The sequence below is a fragment of the Microbulbifer sp. ABH2_005 genome (assembly GCF_056160005.1).
On record NZ_JBSWWI010000001.1, the window covers coordinates 970,433 to 989,172 of the forward strand.

At 42.1% G+C, this 18,740-nt stretch carries 12 protein-coding genes; 10 read left to right on the top strand and 2 right to left on the bottom strand.

All coding sequences use genetic code 11. From position 1 onward, the window contains the following. Window positions 1-205 precede the first annotated feature (205 nt). The 6 genes from dcd to ACXAFI_RS04270 all read left to right on the top strand — a co-directional run bounded on the left by dcd (window position 206) and on the right by ACXAFI_RS04270 (window position 8,573). Window positions 206-775, top strand: coding sequence for a dCTP deaminase (gene dcd, locus ACXAFI_RS04245; RefSeq protein ID WP_152454498.1), 570 nt, complete (start codon window positions 206-208; stop codon window positions 773-775). 28 nt (window positions 776-803) lie between these two features. Continuing rightward, complete coding sequence (locus ACXAFI_RS04250) at window positions 804-2,012, top strand: BaiN/RdsA family NAD(P)/FAD-dependent oxidoreductase (protein ID WP_475107808.1); 1,209 nt, start codon at window positions 804-806, stop codon at window positions 2,010-2,012. A 715-nt stretch (window positions 2,013-2,727) separates the two neighbouring features. Beyond that, the gene (locus ACXAFI_RS04255; RefSeq protein WP_444901101.1) at window positions 2,728-3,534 is read left to right on the top strand and encodes a TnsA endonuclease N-terminal domain-containing protein; all 807 of its coding nucleotides are present in this window, start codon (window positions 2,728-2,730) and stop codon (window positions 3,532-3,534) included. Between the two features lie 2 nt (window positions 3,535-3,536). Next, entirely contained in the window at window positions 3,537-5,681 is a 2,145-nt protein-coding gene (locus tag ACXAFI_RS04260; RefSeq protein WP_444901102.1) for a hypothetical protein, read from the top strand. A gap of 59 nt (window positions 5,682-5,740) precedes the next feature. After that, on the top strand, window positions 5,741-7,135 hold the full coding sequence (locus ACXAFI_RS04265) for an ATP-binding protein (protein WP_444901103.1): 1,395 nt from the start codon (window positions 5,741-5,743) through the stop codon (window positions 7,133-7,135). Window positions 7,136-7,157: 22 nt separating this feature from the next. Continuing rightward, a complete protein-coding gene (locus ACXAFI_RS04270) occupies window positions 7,158-8,573 on the top strand; it encodes a TnsD family Tn7-like transposition protein (protein WP_444901104.1) in 1,416 nt (471 codons plus the stop codon). Window positions 8,574-8,582: 9 nt separating this feature from the next. Here ACXAFI_RS04270 and ACXAFI_RS04275 read toward each other — a convergent pair whose 3' ends face one another. Then, the gene (locus tag ACXAFI_RS04275; protein WP_444901105.1) at window positions 8,583-9,695 is read right to left on the bottom strand and encodes a hypothetical protein; all 1,113 of its coding nucleotides are present in this window, start codon (window positions 9,693-9,695) and stop codon (window positions 8,583-8,585) included. 366 nt (window positions 9,696-10,061) lie between these two features. Between ACXAFI_RS04275 and ACXAFI_RS04280 the strand changes: the two genes are divergently transcribed. Next, complete coding sequence (locus ACXAFI_RS04280) at window positions 10,062-10,625, top strand: 3'-5' exonuclease (protein ID WP_444901106.1); 564 nt, start codon at window positions 10,062-10,064, stop codon at window positions 10,623-10,625. Window positions 10,626-11,028: 403 nt separating this feature from the next. Here the strand turns inward: ACXAFI_RS04280 and ACXAFI_RS04285 are convergent, their stop codons facing one another. Then, a complete protein-coding gene (locus ACXAFI_RS04285) occupies window positions 11,029-11,772 on the bottom strand; it encodes a transglutaminase-like domain-containing protein (protein WP_152454492.1) in 744 nt (247 codons plus the stop codon). A 991-nt stretch (window positions 11,773-12,763) separates the two neighbouring features. On the opposite strand from ACXAFI_RS04285, the gene ACXAFI_RS04290 reads away from it, so the two are divergent. Genes ACXAFI_RS04290 through ACXAFI_RS04300 form a run of 3 tightly spaced genes read left to right on the top strand, consistent with a single transcriptional unit; the run spans window position 12,764 to window position 18,610 of the window. Then, entirely contained in the window at window positions 12,764-14,095 is a 1,332-nt protein-coding gene (locus ACXAFI_RS04290) for a TolC family protein (protein ID WP_444919693.1), read from the top strand. Between the two features lie 2 nt (window positions 14,096-14,097). Next, window positions 14,098-15,459: an efflux RND transporter periplasmic adaptor subunit gene (locus ACXAFI_RS04295; RefSeq protein ID WP_475107809.1), complete on the top strand. Its 1,362-nt coding sequence runs from the start codon at window positions 14,098-14,100 to the stop codon at window positions 15,457-15,459. 13 nt (window positions 15,460-15,472) lie between these two features. Continuing rightward, window positions 15,473-18,610: an efflux RND transporter permease subunit gene (locus tag ACXAFI_RS04300; RefSeq protein ID WP_444901109.1), complete on the top strand. Its 3,138-nt coding sequence runs from the start codon at window positions 15,473-15,475 to the stop codon at window positions 18,608-18,610. The last annotated feature ends 130 nt before the right edge of the window (window positions 18,611-18,740 follow it).

The following is an 18,740-nucleotide window of genomic DNA, read 5'->3' on the forward strand; positions in this document are numbered from 1 at the left end:
TTGCCACCCTGCATACTTGTTTCAGTCTTCAATCGGATCTAGCTAAATAGCTGTATGCATATACAGCTGCCTGTGAATTTATACAGTAGTTGCTGGTTGACGACAAGGACGAAAGGCGTCGATTGGCACTTTTTTGCACAGCACAAACCCGCTATGATTCCGCCTCTTTTATCGAGCATCTATCTATTGTTTTCAGGGGGACGGAGTGAGTATCAAGTCCGATAAGTGGATTCGCCGCATGGCAGAGCAGCACGGCATGATTGAGCCTTTTGAGCCGGGCCAGGTGCGCCATGGCAATGATGGCGAGCGACTCATCTCCTACGGTACGTCTAGTTACGGTTACGATGTGCGCTGTGCCGGTGAGTTTAAGATCTTCACCAATGTGCACTCGGCCACGGTGGACCCCAAGACCTTCGATGAGAACAGCTTTGTCGATGTGGAAGGGGAGTACTGTATTATCCCGCCGAACTCCTTCGCCCTGGCGCGCACTGTGGAGTATTTCCGTATTCCGCGCTCGGTGCTGACCATCTGTCTGGGTAAATCCACCTATGCGCGCTGCGGCATTATCGTCAATGTAACGCCGTTGGAGCCGGAGTGGGAGGGGCATGTGACCCTTGAGTTTTCAAACACCACCAACCTGCCGGCGAAGATCTACGCCAATGAAGGTATCGCGCAGATGCTGTTTTTCGAGTCCGATGAGGTTTGTGACGTGTCCTACGCAGATCGCGGTGGTAAGTACCAGGGGCAGCGCGGCGTGACCCTGCCTCGTACCTGATACCTGGGTGATTGCGCAGCCCTAACACATGAGTGATGTATCCAATAGCCAGCTGCCCGAATCTGTCGATGTATTGATCATCGGCGCCGGGGCGGCGGGTTTGATGTGCGCGGCCACGGCCGGCCAGCGTGGACGCAATGTGCTGGTACTGGATCATGCCAATAAGGTTGGCAAGAAGATCCTGATGTCCGGTGGTGGCCGCTGCAACTTTACCAACCTCTATACCAGTGCGGAAAATTTCTACAGCCGCAATCCCCACTTTTGTAAGTCTGCCCTGGCGCGTTATAGCCAATGGGATTTCATTGCATTGGTGGAAAAGCATGGGGTCCCCTACCACGAGAAAACCCTGGGCCAGTTGTTTTGCGATAACAAGTCCAAGGATATTCTCGATCTGTTACTGGCGGAATGCCGTGCGGCTAAAGCTCAGATCCGTACCCGCTGTGCCATCTCCGCAATAGAGTCGGGGCAGGGTGGTTATCGGGTGGAGACCAGCCTGGGGGCGGTGCGCTGTGAATCTTTGGTGGTAGCTACGGGTGGGCTGTCGATTCCCACCATGGGAGCCACAGGTTTTGGCTATGATCTCGCTCGTCAGTTTGGACTCAATATCATTCCCACCCGTGCGGCCCTGGTGCCCTTTACCCAGTATAAGCGTCAGTTGGAAAGGCAAGATAGTTTGCCCGGTAGTGCCCTGGCCGTAACAGCATCCTGTGATGAGGGCAGCTTTCACGAGCAGATGCTGTTTACTCACCGAGGGTTGAGTGGGCCAGCCGTGTTACAAATATCCAGCCACTGGCGCGAGGGCGAAAAAGTAACTTTCGATCTGGCCCCCGATCGCAATCTGGCGGATTGGCTACAGCATCGCCGTGAGGAGAGCCCTGAGACTCACTTACACAGCGTATTGGCCGAGGTTTGGACAAAGAAGCTGGTGCAGTTTTTTCTGCAGCGGCAGCATATCGACAGCCGCCCCCTTAAACAGTTTACTGAAGTAGAGTTGCAGGAATTTGGGGCCAAGTTGCAAACCTGGACATTGGTTCCCGCTGGCACCGAAGGCTATCGCACTGCGGAAGTGACTCTTGGTGGTGTAGATACCGATCAGGTTTCTTCACGCACTATGGAGTGCAAAACTCAACCGGGACTGTATTTTGTCGGCGAAATACTCGATGTGACCGGCTGGTTGGGGGGCTTTAATTTCCAGTGGGCTTGGGCTTCTGGGCATGCGGCGGGGGAGGTCGCTTGATATGGTGTGCCGGTACAATAAAGTTTGAACACTGTAGAAAAAGTTTGAACACTGAATAATAAAGTTTGAACACTAATTATAAAGTTTGAATATTGCCACATCTGCGAGTGTACTCAGCGGGAGAGGTAGTCGTGCAGCCTATGCAGCTGGAATAAATGAGGATGAATATAACAATATATCCTTCGTTACTAGTTCAAAATCGATAACAAACCAAATCTTATATATAGATTTTAAGTGCAAACTGTTGACTTGAATGCCACCTTTTAAGGCCATCCGTATTTTAAGCCAAGCTCAGAAGTTGTGTAAGGCTTTATATGGCTCATAAAATACTCATTAAATGAGTCATAGAGCCTATTTCTATGACTCACAAAATACCCATTAAATGAGTCATAGAGCCTATTTCTATGACTCATAGTAGATTTACTTTGGCTGAAAATTTTATGAGATATTTTCTTTTTATAAGAAATTATCAAGACAATCCTTAAATCATATAACATAAAAAAATCAGATTTATAATAGGTAGAAACACTCTACGGTTTAGGCATAGCGGTCCTACGAATTTGTAAGATTTGCTAAATTTCATAATGTTTGAATAAGGATGAACACAACCACTTAAATATGACCTCAGTATGTATACTATAGATATCGGATTAATAAATCTTACAGACCTAAGATGTTAATGCTTTAGTCATAAATCAGATTGGGGTGAAAAGTTTTGGCGCGACACAGAAGGTTAGAGAGGCTAACTGATTTTCAAAGAGCTCTGAAAAACAAGTATGGGCTGGGAGCTGGAGAAGAATACAAACCCTGGCTGAGAGTTCAGGATGTTAAATCTAAGGGAAATAGTGGAAAAATTCAGGGCATTAAAGTTAATAGAGAGCATCATACCCTCTCAGAAAACGAAAGCTGTCTCTTCTATCTGGTTGAAAATTGTGATTCAGTAATCGATATAAGGGAACAGTTTCCCCTTCTCCCCTTAGACTTTTCTATCAAGATTGCAAAGAATCTAGATATAAATCATCCAAAAGTGCCTGGTTCTGGATCATACAATGTCATGACTACAGACTTTGTTTTGACTTGCACAGATAAACACGACTTTTGGTATGAGGCTATCTCTGTTAAATCAGCCCAAGAACTATCAATAAAGCGTACAGCTGAAAAATTAGAAATTGAACGTATTTGGTGGGAGCTTCTGGGGGTAAATTTCCATATATATACTATAAATGAAATATCGGTTATTCAATCTAAAAATATTCAGTGGTTTACCTCTGCATATAGACAAGGACGTAGATTTAAGGAAAATATAGAAAAGCAAGCCATAGAGACATTACATGTTGGGATCAATTTAATCGAAGATATATGCAATGGATTCTGTAAAAATTTAGATGTTGAGAACGATGAAGCTTTAGTACTTTTGAAGCATTTAATCGCTATTAAGAAAGTTGAGGTAGACTTAAGTAAACCGATAGTAGAGTCTGGAGTTATAGATATAACAAATATTCTTTCATCAATCGGTAGGTAAAAATGCGAGTTGAACGAAACAGTGTTTGGAGTGTAACTGATATTGATGGGGTTGATAGTGGTGTGTATCGTGTTCTTGAACTTTTTTATGATATAAATATTCTGGTTCTTTTTAATCTTGAAGAATCTGGAGGTTTAAGAAGGCCTATTAAGATTGATAGCTCCAGATTTTTGTGTGCGATTAAAGGAGGAGCTGTGAAAAGAAACTTTAGTCCTCTTCCCTACTATCAGCTAGCTGATGAGGGGTTGATACCTGAAGCTCATATTAAAAAACGTGATAGAAATATTGAGCTGATAAGTGAGCTAATAGAAAATCCAGATTTTCTCCTTGAGATTTCTACTGAAGAAAGAAGCAAAGTTCTGGTAAATCAGGCGAAAAGTAAAGGGGTAAGGGCTCAGAGAATATATAGGTTATTAAATCAATATTGGAGGGGTGGGCAAGAAAGAAATGCCCTCCTGCCTGCTTACAAGAATTCAGGAGGAGCTGGAAGAGTTAGGGTTTCAGGATGTCTTAAACGTGGAGCTCCAGTAAGAATGCTTACACCGAGCATGGAAATATATCAAGGGGTTAACACTACGGAAAATGATAAGAATAATTTTATTTTCGCGATGAAGAAGTATGGCTTGAAAGGGCGTCGAGTTCCATTTAGTCAAGTTTATGAAAAAATGTTGAAGGAGTTATACTCACAAGAACTAATACTGGCAGAGAGTGAATTTAGGTCGCCGAATGTTCCATCATATCGTACTTTTATATATTGGATTAAAAAATTAATTCCAAAAAATGAAATAATCCGAAAGCAAACTACAGCGGGTGACTTTGAAAGAAACAAGCGTGGATTAAGAGGAGCTGCGACAGATCATACCGAAGTTCCTGGAAGTTGCTTTGAATTGGATTCAACGGTACTGGATGTTCATATTGTCTCTGAATTTAGGCGCTCTCATGTTCTAGGTAGGCCTACTGTTTATTGTGTGGTAGATAAAGAAAGCAGGATGATTGTTGGGCTTCACGTTTCTATGGAATATGCTTCTTGGCGTGCAGGCCGTCAAGCTCTTGTCAATAGCTTTACGGATAAGAAAAGTTATTGCTCTAGGTTCGGTATCGAAATCGAAGATCATGAATGGCCTTGCCATCATATCCCCCAGCGTTTGCTTTGCGATCGAGGGGAGTTTATATGTAAGAGCGCTGAAAAATTAGCCGTTCCATTAATCGGTCACCTGAGTATAGCTCCACCTTATCGCGCCGATCTTAAAGGCATTGTGGAACGAAGATTCGAAATTTTGAATAAAAATCTAGTCCATGAATTATTAGGAACAACTAGAGGACATCATTATATTCGAGGTGATCGTGATCCACGTCTCGATGCAACATATACATTAGATGAAGTGACAAAATTACTTATTGATGAAGTTATGGAGCATAATAATTCTCTATTTGACGGCTTAGCTGCACAATCCGTCTTGTTAGTGCAAAATGGATTGGCCCCTACACCGCTTAATTATTGGAATATCCATCTAAAAAAGCATCGACATGCTTTAAGTAGATCAGAGGAGTCCGAAGTAAGGGCTAAACTTCTACCTGCGGTAGAAGTATCTATGACGAGTAAAGGTATCCGCTTAAATGAGGATATGTACTATGAATGTGACCGGGAAGAATTTCAAGAATGGAAAGTGCTTGCCCGGTCTACCAAGTGCTGGAAAATGGAAGCTCGTATCGATCAAGATAACTCTTCATTCATATATGTTCGCCTTAAGGAGCGCGAAGGGTTCACTAAATGCAACTTGATGAAGTTTTCTGCAAGCCTTAGTGATAAACATCAAGCTGATATATTGTATTTTAAAGATTGGAAAAAGAAAGAAAAAAGTAAAAATAAACCAGGTAAAAAGTCTATAGAAAGACATAATAGACGTAAATTAGTTAGCCAAGTAGCAAAAAGTGAAACAAAAAAAGATATACAAGATAAGAGTAAGACTGAGCGAATAAAGGGAATGAGAACACGAAGAAAAGAGGCGGTTCTTGATAGACGAATTGAACACGGTGAATCCATTAGAGAAGAGAAATCAGAAGTATATCCCGATGATCAGAACCTAGAGTCAAAAAGGAAAAATGAAGCTGTCTCATTAATAAAAAGGAAGAGGCGGAACCAGTGAGGGGTGTAAATGATGCAGAGTATAACATTGCAATACTCCCGGAGCATCGGGGGAACCCCTTGATCGAAGCATTACCAAAAAAATTGAAAGATGAGGATTTGGTAGAAAAATTAAGTAGCTATCCTTCATTTTCTGAAAGCGAGAGAAAATTGAGTGCTTTCGAGCGTATTGAATACCTTACAAGAATCGATGAGTTAAGGCAGCCTCTTCCAGTATATCTAGAATGCTTTAGAGCAATTGAAATTGCGATTAAGAAAGGTTATTCAAGCAAGAATCCCCTGTCGCCGACAACCATGAACTATTTACACTACCCTATAGACCAACGATCTAAAGTTGCTCCTAGAACAGGTTATTTCAAATCTAACGGGAGTGGTATAACTTTACTTGGGGAAAGCGGTGTCGGAAAAAGTTGTATGCTAGAGCAGATTTTAAATTGTTTTCCAGAAGTTATTGAGCATCGTAAATACCAAGGTGAGCCTTTATATATTAAGCAAGTAGTATGGGCTAAAGTAGATTGCCCAGAAAATTCGAGTATCAGAGCCCTTTGTCTTAAGATTTTATCGGAAATTGATAGAAAGCTTGGAGGAGAAGAGACTAAGCCAGAAAAAACGAGTGATCTACTTGTTAAGCAAATTGAAGCTAAAATAAAGTCTAGCTTTTTAGGTGTCATAATAATAGATGAAATGCAGCATTTAAATTTGGCAAAAGCTGGAGGCGAAGATAAATTTCTGGGGTTTCTTCATAATCTTATGAATGAATTGGGAGTTCCCATTCTTCTGTGTGCAAACCCTCCCTTTGACAAGTTATTAGGGAAAACTCTAAAGACAGCAAGGCGTGCAGAAAGTCAAGCTTCTTTTACTATGGACTTGATGAAGAATGATGAGGAGTGGAGCATGTTTATTGAAGAACTTTGGGTGTTGCAATGGACAAAGGAAAAAACTCCTTTAACTAAATCTCTTAGTGACAAATTATATGATCTATCTATTGGTAATATGGATCTGGCTGTAAGAATTTATAGGGAATCTCAGCGTTTAGTAATTGGTTCAGATAACGAGTCTATAACGGAATATGTCCTGGAGTATGCAGCAAAGAAAGCTATAAATTTCTCCAAAAAATCTGTAGATGAAGCAAGGATAAATAGGCTTGAAAAATTTCGGCGTATCAGAAGGGAAAAGAGTAATAATAGGTCTAAGGTCGAAACTAGTGAAATTTCATTTAAATCTATAGATACTTCGACATCAGAAGTTATGATTATCCCTGGAGATTTAAATCGCCCCCAGCACCATGAGTTTCATCAGAAGCTATCTTACTTACAATCTATTGGTGACTTAAATGAACTTATTAAAGATCCAGACTTGATAAGGCGAGCATCTATTTCAGAGAATCCTGAAGCTGAGTTAAAAAAAATGGGAGTTTTATTTAAAAATCCGATCAAGCATCTATCCTCAAAGTAAGTTTCACCCCATATGTGGCAATATGCTCCTGCCCAAAGCTTTTCCTGATGAACTTTTCTTTAGTCGAGTTATTCGCTTTGCTACTATTTCTGGATTAAAGGGTAAAGAGTTTAATAAAATATATCTTGCTGAGGAGAGGGCCTCCATACACCCCTTTTTGACATCGAATCTAAAAAAACTTTCAGCCCTTACAGATGATGAACCGTACGAAATTTTATTTGGTCAGACATTGGCTCCAATATATATATTTTATTTGCCTAAGTACTCAAATAACATAATAAAATTTATGTTGAGTAATGATAGCGCGAGATCAATAAGGGAAAGTCAGCTCCCATCATTTGGTGCAGGTTCTTCGCTATGCTTGAAATGGTGTCAAGAGTGCGCCTGTAGCGATATAAATCAATATGGAGTTGCTTATTGGCATAGATCGCATCAAATCCCTGGAGTCTCTTCTTGTGGTATACATCCAGTTCTCTTAGAGAGAATTGACTTACATAATCGTCAACGAATTAGCCTTGGGATGTTACCATCAGTAACCTGCCGTGCTAAAGAAGCATCTAGTGTTGAATATAAAGTAGGTAAGTTTGGATATGATCTTTTAAGAAAGATCAAATGGCCTATTCCGTTAATAGATATTTCTTCAAAATATCGCTATAAATTGCAAAGTATGGGCCTGGTAACGAATAGTGGCCGTATTAGGCGTCTAAAATTAATGCAAAATTTTTATGTATTTTCACAAAACTATCGACCATTTTATAATAGCTCGCTCCCCAAATCGTCTGAAGACTTCAGATATATTTCTCAACTTTTAGTCCCAGGAGAAAACCATAATCCCTTCCAGCATATTTTTTTCTCAAGCTGGCTTTTTTCTACCTTCCAGCAATTATTAGAGGGTCATAATAGTGTAGAGTTTGAGTTTAAGACCCGTAAAAAGGAATTTGCTAAGAGGACGAAAAGGAGGGAGAGGAAATGTGTTGAGCTTCTACGAAGCAGGTCGCTTAACGAAACTTCTAAAATTACAGGAAGAAGTAGAACTTATCTGAAAAGACTTGCAGCGCTCCACAATATCCCCTTGAATCTTAAGCCGCGAAAAATATCTAAGGCCTGTATAGATGAAATTATTCGCCTAGGGTATACAAGGATGAACCGGCATCGAATAGCTACAATCTGCAAAATTGGTGTAGGATCAGTAGAGCAAGTTATCTCAACTCACCCTGAACTAGTAACTTATCGTAAACGATGCCATATGGAGTCAATGCGACGTCGCTATAGACTAAAAATTCTTAAATATTACAAATTACACCCTAAAGCAATTCGTAAAGATATTAAGTTTCACTGTAATAAAGCCTTTTATTGGTTGTATTTATATGATCGTGAGTGGCTAGAGGTTGCTCTACCTAAACCTCTAAAGGCTAAAGGGAGGTATCCTAAAAAATAGAGGAAATATTTATTCATTGAGAGGTGCAGGGAGGCCTAAGGGATGTTTATAACCATACTTCTTGCGGAACTCATACCTTTGTATATTTAGCCAAGTAATGGTGCACCTTTTTGTAAAATCAATATAGTTATTGCTGTTAATTACCATTCTTGAATGATCGCTTTCACGAGAACTAGCTATAACGCCTGAAATTGAACAATCAGTGAAAGAATCTATATTCCATCGGGCACAAGATGCGCAGGTTTCTTTTTTATCTTTAAGTACAGGGAACTCCATTCCCCATTGTCTAACTTTTATAATTTCAAGATCTTCTTTTTCGAAGTTTTTAATGTTTTTGTAGTTTGATTTTAATTCTTTGCTGTACACATCATAAAAGCTCAATAGACAATACCTCTTTAATCTTGCTCTTAAGAGGTTTAGGTCGCCCGTGGGTTCTGCTAGTCTCCTATCAGAAAACCTTTCAATGTAATCTTTCTGATAGGATAAAGTCTGAACAAAATATTTTATGTAGCTTAATTTTGCACAGGGAGAAAAATAAAGTTTCCACTTCTTTATGGGGTCCAGATAATATTTATTGCTGTCTACTTCTGAAGTTAAGTGTTTTATTGAGTTGGATACTTTCTCCCAGTTAGCCGATAAAACACTTAAAATCACGTTTTTAATTTTGTTTTTTACTGAAGGAGTTCTTTTGATTTGCCATAACGGACAGTTATGCTTTTCGCAATATGATATATATAACCACTTGCTTTCGAAAAACGCATGACCCTGATTTGCAAGTTTTTCTTCAATACACTTTTTACAAAACTTAATAGGTATTCGTTTTCCAGTAAATTGCCCATGAGAGTAGTTAAGAATTTGTGGGAAGCCTTTAAAATGTGTAAATCTATTTCTGCTAAAAGTGTCCTCTGTTCCGATAGAGTAAGTAGAGTCAAAAATATCAATCAGTACTTTCTCGGGATAAAAAGTGAAATATTTTTTGGCTGTATCCGGAATTGAAGGGTACTCTCTCCATCCACCCCCGCCAGCTATTAAGCTATTTATATTCCGAAACCCAGCTTTTATAAAAACTCTTAATATAAAGGAATGGATGGATTCATCCGGCTGTTGCAATGCTCTAAGCATGGTTATACCATATTGTCAATATAGAAATATTGTGTGGATTGTAGTTTCTCTATCTAGCTTGCTGATAAGTTTTTTCTGAGAGCTATAGAGTTTCATAAATATACACACATATATTTTGAAATGCCTATTATTTTTTATGAATACCTACTGACATACCAAGAAATCTAATATTTAATAATTAAAAGTACTTAAAGGACATGTTATTGTTTCCATATAGTATATCCCTTGAAAAATTTCCAATACTCTATTGAGCCACGTCAATTGATGTCGGGCTCATTCTCAATATTTCACTCTGTTTATATGTATATTATAATTTTTGTATGCTAATGATTTTTTTCATTTTTAAAAAATACTATAGGGTTTAGCATGGTTTTTCAGAATTGCTTCAATGGTATTAAGCGCCTGCTGATTGTAGATCTTGAGGCAACTTGTTGGAATGATCGCCCACTATCTGTTGGGGTAATGGAGGTCATTGAATTCGGACTTGTACTGACTACTTTGGATGGTGACATCTTAGCTAGTCATAGTCAATTTGTTAGACCAGTGATTAATCCGAAACTTAGTAAGTTTTGCAGTGAGCTTACAGGTATCAAAAATAGCATGGTGGCTAGTGCGCCTGATTTTAGAGAAAGCACGAGTCTCCTTAACCTATGGTTATCTCATTATGAGTATCAAGCCTGGGCTAGCTGGGGGGAATACGATTGGAAGCAGATCAAAGTAGAGCTGACACGGCACGGTTGCGCGCCAGATTTTTTTGCTAAACCGCATATCAACCTGAAAGCAGTATGGCAAGAAAAGACAGGTAAGAAGCGTCGTTCAGGACTTGGATCTGCTCTACAGTCTCTCGGTATTGTCTTTGAAGGTCAGCAGCATCGCGGTGTGGATGATGCACGTAATATTTCGAGAATACTTCCTTACTTGACTATTTAAAAAATGTATCGTTGGTTTGATTCGAATAGGTGATGTACTTATTATAAATATAATTTTGATTGTATAAGAGGCTTAACCTCTGCCTTTCATGTCATAGAAATTTGTGTCATCTATTCATAGATGGCTATTGTATTTTATGACTCTTAATCTTTTATTGCGGGAAGATCAAGAGTACTCGATTTAATATTATTTAGATACTCCACTTTGATTGGTTGTTGATATGAAAGTTAAATTAGTTTATATGATTATGTAACCCTGGGTTTGTTTAAAAAGATTGTTTTATATTTTCTGGGATTCATTAGGGATATCGTATCTAAAGGAAATGATGCCCACCATATCTCCTATAGTGGCAGTTAAGTTACATATTTAGATCTCAAACTAGAGCTAGAGTTGGTATACTTTATCAGCTTAATTCTAAGGTATTACATTTACCTAAGCCCTTTGCTCGAATCCGTTTAACATTGATATTTATTAAATGACGGATCACGAAGCGAAATAGTAATTTCTTAATGCCAGTTAAATTACTTCCATAGAGCAGATAAAAATCATCAGGTTGCGTATAAACTCCGAAATCGTCTGCGATACCTTCTTTCTGTATAAATGTATCTTTATCCTCCCAGTCAATGGGTGGGTTTTGTAGGCATTTTGTGGCAATACCATAGCCTTTAAACTCAGAGCATTGGTTACGAAACCCTTCTTGGACTTTGTTCAGGTATGGGCGGTCGATAATATATCCTTCAAGGTTGATCCACCTATCATTTGAATATACTTCCACCCAGCTGTGGATAATTCGTTCAGGTACGATATAGAATAGATAACTAGGTATAGCACCTTTCTGAAGGTCTTTAAAAATAGTAAATCCATGAATGCGTGTAGGAATGCCAACAGCGCGAAGCAAAGCCATTAGCAATGTTCCTTTAGTGTTACATTGTCCGTACCCGTCTTTCAGTACCCTGCTAGCTGGAATACGATCATCACTATTGTAACCAAATAAAATATCATCACGAACAAACTTATAGATGGCACCAATGGCGTCATACTGAGATAGCTTACGCCATTTCTTATTTTCAATTAACATCTGAATGGTTTTATTCTCAAAGTCAAGCATAGGGGTTTCTGATAAGTATTCACGAGTAAGTGTCTTCATTCATTTGTTCTCCAAGGTAAGTTATAATGTGGGCATATTTAAACTCTGCCCTCTCGTATAATTGAATAAACTTCCTAAGACTTCACGAAAGCTCTCTTATCAAAATCATTCCTAAATGAATGTCGCATAGACTTTTATTTGGGTCGCTTATTCAAAGTTAACCCCCCACTTTCACGCAAGGTTAACGGTAGCTAAAAGAAATCGAATTTATCCAATGACTTTAACATTAGTATTATGGTCTCGCATCCTGATTAATTGAAGAATATAGCCCTTCTAAAGCTCTACCTTACCAACTAAAATTCCGTAGACTATGGGGCTGATAGACCCCTTACTAGTGTAAGTGTCACTATCTGTAAGTCGAGCCTTCTAGAGGCTGACTCCTCACTTGGATAGAAGGTGTGACCAAATAGATACTTTAGGATTAATGATAACTTTAAGGCAGTGAGCTTAGTTGAGGCATTTGGATTTACTTGCTAAAATCGCAGTCAGTAGATTCTGGTCTCCCTGTAACCTTTATGAATGTAGTTCGACTATCATTTTTGTTGATTGTACTTATGGTCTTTCAGACCGCAGGTGCATTCTATGATAGCCATGAAGAAGTTCAGGAGGTAACGAATCACCTGTCTCTACATCATGATGAAGATCTGCTCGGAAATTTACCGTTTCAACCGGACAGTTCCTTTTCTGATTTAAGTTTACAGGCCCCCTCCAGTGGGGATGAGACTGACCAATCTTCACTTCTTCTGGATTTATGTAATCACTGCTGTCATTGCCATGGAAGTACGTGTACCGTTCTGGTAGGTCAATCACTACACTCTACTCTGAACGGAATCGTGAATTATCGAGAATTCGGCAATACACGTGTTCCCAGTGGTTATTTTACGCCTCTACTCCGCCCACCTATAACCCAAGTCTGATTGCTCCAATACCGCGCGAGTAAGGAGAGCTACTAGGCCCCTTGCGCGAATAAAAACTGACTTGGGAGATACCCATGGATTTTTACTGCACGCTCACTGAGAGTGTGATTCGTCGTCGTGCCATATTCCAGTTGATGGTGGCGATAATGTATTTAGCTGCGCAATCAGTATCCGCGCAGGAGGGGGATTTACTGACATTACCGGATGCGATTGAGCTGACGCTCGCACAGAATCCGGAGCTTGCGGTATTCCCATTACAGAGAAGAGGTCTAGATGGTGCTGAAGAGACAGCAGCACTTAGGCCTGCGTTAAGCCTAGGAGGTGAGGCTCAATACAAGAACTTTGGTGATGGTGGCTCCAATAATGCGCCAGATCCCGAGGATGATGCCGACAATGAGCTTGAATTGACGGTAACTTTATCGTCCGTAATTGAGCTAGGGGATAAACGTAGAGCTCGAATAGATGTAGTCAATGCCCAGCGTAATTTACTGATCGCGGATGAGCAAGCTAAGGCGCTAGATCTTCTGGCAGAAGTTATCCGTCGCTATGCTCAGGTTCTTGCTGCCCAGGAATTAGTCGTATTGGCTGGAGAGAAGGTATTACTCGCACGTGAAACGCTAAGCGCTGTTAGCGCCAGAGTCAGCGCTGCTGCTAGCCCGGTTTCTGAACGCCTACGAGCGGAGTCCGCCCTGGAAAAAGCAAACCTCGCTAAGCAGACGGATGAGAGCATGCTAGTGTACTACAGGCATGCCTTATCGGCTCTGTGGGGACAGCCGAGTATAGATTATCGAGTAGACTCCAGTGAGCTCTATCGTTTTGAGCCCGGAGCTAGTTTTGACGAACTTTATGCGCGTGCACAGGAAAACCCAGCTATAGCGCGCTTTGCTTCCGAAGACCGTCTTAGAGCCTCACAGCTTCGCCTCACCCAGTCCAACTCTAAGCCTGATGTCGGGTGGTTTGCAGGTCTTCTCGTGAATCGGGCTGTTGACGAAACTACTGCTTTAGCTGGTTTCGAAGTTCCACTCTTTACTGCAAAACGCAATCGTGGTGCCGAGCTAACAGCAATGACTGAGTTGGATGAGGTTATGCTCCGTCGCGAGGCGGCATTACTAAAACTTTATCCTCAGCTATTTCTTGCCGTTACCAGTCGCGAACTGGCCTTGGCTACTGTCTCCAGTTTGCAGGATTCTGTAATCCCTAAGCTTCGCGAGGCATTGGCTGAAGTAGATCGTGCCTATCGTCGTGGCCGGAGTTCTTATCTTGACTTAATTGTTGCTCGGGAAGAGTTACTTGATGCTGAACGTGCACGAATCGAAGCAGCGCGGTCTGTACTTCTTTTCGGCGCTGAGATTGAGCAGCTTACAGCAGGGCCTTTAGGTTCCGAGAGTGTAGGAAACGGAAAATAATTTTGGATTTAGATATGAGCAGATTAAGTAAAGTAATTCGCCTGGCAATATTATCCATATTCCTCATTTTCTCTGGATTTTGGATTGCAAGCCTGGGTCATGCAAATGGTGGTTATGATGAACATGTTAAGCAAGTTGAGGAGCCGGGCTCCAATAATAGCCATGATGAGCATGATGAACGGGAAGAGAAGAAATTCTCTAGTCATGGACATAATGATAACCATGGCGGACATGAAGACCATCGGGAGGAAAAGGGCCCCAATGGTGGCCGTTTACTGACTGAGGGGGATCTAACGGCTGAGTTGCTTATTTATGAAAGTGGTGTAAAGCCAGAGTTTCGAGCCTGGATTTCTCTGAATGGTAAACCTTTAGAGAATGCTCGTGTTTCCGTAGAGCTTGAAAGACTTGGCGGAAAAGTGGATCAAATACCCTTTGCCTGGGAGGATAGTGTTGGGTATTACCGCGGTGAAGGCGTAGTAAAGGAACCTCACTCCTTTGATGTTGCCGTTTCTGTTTTTTACAACGGGGAGCGCACAAGTTGGGATTATGAGTCCCATGAAGGTCGAGTGCAGATCTCTGAACAAATGGCAAAAAAGGCAGGCATTAAAACTGCAATTGCTGCTCCAGGTATAATTAAAGAAAGCGTTACCTTATATGGTAAAACTGCGATAGATCATCGTAACCTCAGTCATGTGCGTGCACGTTACCCAGGAACCGTAATCACTGTTAATAAAACGCTTGGCGATTTGGTAGCGAAAGGGGAAGAGCTTGCTACTATCGAATCCAATGACAGCTTGCAAATTTATCCACTGGTCGCTCCTATTAGCGGTCAGATAATTGATAAGCAAGCCAGCCAAGGTGAATTCAGTGGCGAACGGGTACTGTTTACCATAGCTAACTACGACCAGCTGTGGGCTGAGTTGCAAGTATTTCCGATGCGTCGCGATCAGATCAAATTAGGCCAACAGGTTTCAATTACAGCTGGTGACCGTTCTTTTGACTCAACTATCACCAGCCTTGCTCCGAGCAGTAATGGTCAGCCCTTCGCGATTGCAAGAGCGGTGATTGAAAACCCCAATGAACTCTGGACTACCGATCTAATGGTCCAAGGCCAAGTAGTAACCAATGAAAAATCTGTGCCTTTAGTGGTCGAGAATCGTGCGCTACAACCTTTCCGCGATTGGACGGTGGTATTTATCAAAGTGGGAGAAACCTATGAAATTCGTCCACTTAAACTGGGCCGTAGCGACGGCACTGTTACCGAAGTGTTGAGTGGTCTCAATGTGGGTGATCGCTATGTCACCGAGAACAGCTACCTGATCAAAGCGGATATTGAAAAGTCCGGCGCTGAACATAGCCATTAAATGAGGCCAGAAGATGATTGAAAGTATACTGCGCTTTTCAATTGAGCGGCGCTACTTTGTACTGTCCCTGATCTTTGTATTGGTGGGCCTGGGGGTTTGGAGTTATCAGAGACTTCCAATTGATGCGGTTCCAGATATCACCAATGTTCAGGTACAGATTAATACCGAGGCTCCTGGTTATTCACCTTTAGAGGCGGAGCAGCGGATTACTTACATTGTGGAGGCGGCACTCGCGGGCTTGCCTAATTTAGAATATACCCGTTCGCTCTCTCGCTACGGTTTGTCCCAAGTCACTGTTGTTTTTAAAGAGGGTACAGATCTCTATTTTGCTCGGAACTTAATTAATAGCCGTCTCAGTAGTATTAAAAGTCATTTGCCTCCGGAGTTAGAGCCTGAAATGGGTCCTATTGCTACCGGACTCGGTGAGATTTTTATGTATACCGTGGAGGCTCTGCCTGGCGCCACCCAGCCCAATGGGCAGCCTTACGACGCTACTTCACTGAGGGAAATTCAAGATTGGATTATAAAACCGCAATTATCCTTAGTCCCCGGAGTTACTGAAGTTAATACCATCGGTGGCTATAACAAGCAGTATCACGTAACACCTGAACCCCGGCAGATGCTTAACTTTGGCGTATCCATGGAAGATATCGCCCTAGCGCTGCGTCGCAATAACGAAAGTCGCGGCGCTGGTTATTTGGAGGAGAATGGACGGCAACTTCTAGTGCGCTCACCTGGGCAGTTGCGAAATATTGCCGAAATTGAGGATGTGGTAATTACCAGTCGCGCCGGGGTGCCGGTTAAAATTTCGGATGTGGCCGAAGTGGCTATTGGAAAAGAGCTTCGCACCGGTGCAGCCACTCGCGATGGTGAAGAGACCGTATTGGGTACAGCCATGATGCTGGTCGGGGAAAACTCCCGGGAGGTAGCTCGAAGTGTGGCGGAAGCCTTAGAGCGAATAAAATCAACCGTGCCAGAAGGTATTAAGGTAGAGGCGGTTTACGATCGGACCACTCTGGTAGATAAAGCTATCGCTACAGTGCAAAAAAACCTTGTTGAGGGTGCGCTGCTGGTTATCGTGGTATTGTTCTTGTTGCTGGGAAATATTCGAGCTGCCTTTATTACTGCAGCAGTAATCCCGCTTTCCATGCTTGCGACCATTTTCGGCATGGTGCAAACGGGTGTTTCCGCCAACCTGATGAGTCTCGGAGCTCTTGACTTTGGCCTGATTGTCGATGGGGCCGTGATAATTGTGGAGAACGCGATTCGCCGACTTGCAGAAGCCCAGCATCGCAAGGGAGGCAAGCTGCCCCTACAAGAGCGTTTGGAGCTAGTATTCCAAGCTACCAACGAAGTGATTCGCCCAAGTTTGTTTGGTGTTTTGATCATTACCGTGGTGTATATCCCCCTATTTTCGCTTACAGGTGTGGAAGGGAAGATGTTCCACCCCATGGCTGCCACTGTAGTGATGGCATTACTCGCTGCATTGGTGCTTTCTTTAACCGTTGTGCCTGCAGCAGTTGCCGTTTTCCTGACAGGTAAAATCAGTGAAAAAGAAAACAAAGTTATTGTTGCGACCAAATCTTTATATAAACCATTGTTGATTGCTGCAATGAAAGTGCGGTGGTTAGTACTTTCTGGGGCTCTTGCATTAGTACTGTTCTGCAGCTGGCTTGCAACAACACTGGGCTCTGAATTTATTCCTCAGCTCAATGAGGGTGATATCGCACTACACGCCCTGCGTATTCCTGGTACTGGTTTAGAGCAATCTGTAGAAATGCAAAGCTTGTTGGAGCAGCGTATTAAGGAGTTTCCCCAGGTAGATAAAGTATTCGCAAAAATTGGTACACCAGAAGTAGCAACAGACCCAATGCCGCCAAATGTAGCCGACAACTTTGTGATTCTGAAACCACGTGACCAATGGCCTGATCCGAAATTGCCCCAGGAACAATTGGTTGCTGAAATCGAAAAAGCTGTGCGTCAGTTACCGGGAAATAACTACGAGTTCACCCAACCAATCCAAATGCGTTTTAATGAACTAATTTCCGGTGTACGTGCAGACCTAGGTATTAAAGTATTCGGTGATGATCTGGATCAGCTGGTGGCTTCTTCAAATGAAATTCTCGGTGTGTTAAATGGAATTGAGGGTGTTGCTGATGCTCGTGTAGAACAAGTGGAAGGTCTACCGATTCTATCAATAGTGCCAAAGAGAGTCGCACTCGCCCGCTATGGAATAGATCTGCAAACCTTGCAAAATTTGGTTTCAACGGCTATTGGAGGGGAAGAGGCTGGACTGATTTACGAAGGCGATCGCCGTTTTCATCTGGTAGTGCGTCTGCCGGAAGGCTTACGACGAGACTATGAGAACCTTGGGGATTTACCTGTTCCGTTACCCACTGATAGCCAATTAGGTAGCTATGTGCCCTTGTCAGAAGTTGCTAACTTGGAAATGACCCCTGCCCCCAACCAGATTAGCCGGGAAAATGGTAAGCGCCGTGTTGTGGTAACGGCCAACGTCCGTGACCGTGATTTGGGTTCCTTTGTTGAAGAGGCGAAGGGTCGTATTGATCAGCAGGTCTCTTTGCCTGCAGGTTATTGGCTAGTATACGGCGGCACTTTCGAGCAATTGGAGTCCGCCAGTACTCGCCTCTCGATAGTGGTTCCACTGACACTATTGGTAATTCTGGGGCTTCTGGTGATGGCCTTTGGTTCATTCAAGGATGCCTTAATTATTTTCAGTGGAGTACCCCTCGCGCTTACTGGAGGTGTCTTGTTCCTATGGTTGCGCGATATGCCTTTATCTATTTCTGCCGGAGTAGGATTTATTGCACTATCTGGTGTGGCGGTGTTAAACGGTTTGGTAATGCTCTCCTTCATTCGACAACTTCGACAGCAAGGTGGTGAGTTGCTCACATCTATTATCGATGGCGCTATGATCCGCCTGCGTCCAGTATTGATGACTGCGTTGGTTGCGAGTCTCGGTTTTGTTCCTATGGCTTTGAATGTAGGCACTGGAGCAGAGGTTCAAAGACCACTAGCTACGGTGGTGATTGGAGGCATAATTTCTTCTACTCTCCTAACCTTGTTTGTACTGCCATTGCTTTATCGGATAGTGCATGGAAGAGAGGGTATATTAAAAATAAAAACATAATTTACGATGCTCACCTTTGCCTATATTTAGGTAGGGGTGGGCAAAATTTTAATAAAAATATTTAAGTGTGCGCTGGTTCATTTTTGAGTATGAAAGAGATGGATACGTTTGATATTTACATTAGATAAGT

Excerpts from the sequence above, each read along its gene's own strand:
- ACXAFI_RS04250 (WP_475107808.1), top strand. The coding sequence starts at position 804 with ATGAGTGATGTATCCAATAGCCAGCTGCCCGAATCTGTCGATGTATTG.
- ACXAFI_RS04260 (WP_444901102.1), top strand. The coding sequence starts at position 3,537 with ATGCGAGTTGAACGAAACAGTGTTTGGAGTGTAACTGATATTGATGGG.
- ACXAFI_RS04270 (WP_444901104.1), top strand. The coding sequence starts at position 7,158 with ATGCTCCTGCCCAAAGCTTTTCCTGATGAACTTTTCTTTAGTCGAGTT.
- ACXAFI_RS04275 (WP_444901105.1), bottom strand. The coding sequence starts at position 9,695 with ATGCTTAGAGCATTGCAACAGCCGGATGAATCCATCCATTCCTTTATA.
- ACXAFI_RS04280 (WP_444901106.1), top strand. The coding sequence starts at position 10,062 with ATGGTTTTTCAGAATTGCTTCAATGGTATTAAGCGCCTGCTGATTGTA.
- ACXAFI_RS04285 (WP_152454492.1), bottom strand. The coding sequence starts at position 11,772 with ATGAAGACACTTACTCGTGAATACTTATCAGAAACCCCTATGCTTGAC.
- ACXAFI_RS04290 (WP_444919693.1), top strand. The coding sequence starts at position 12,764 with ATGGATTTTTACTGCACGCTCACTGAGAGTGTGATTCGTCGTCGTGCC.
- ACXAFI_RS04300 (WP_444901109.1), top strand. The coding sequence starts at position 15,473 with ATGATTGAAAGTATACTGCGCTTTTCAATTGAGCGGCGCTACTTTGTA.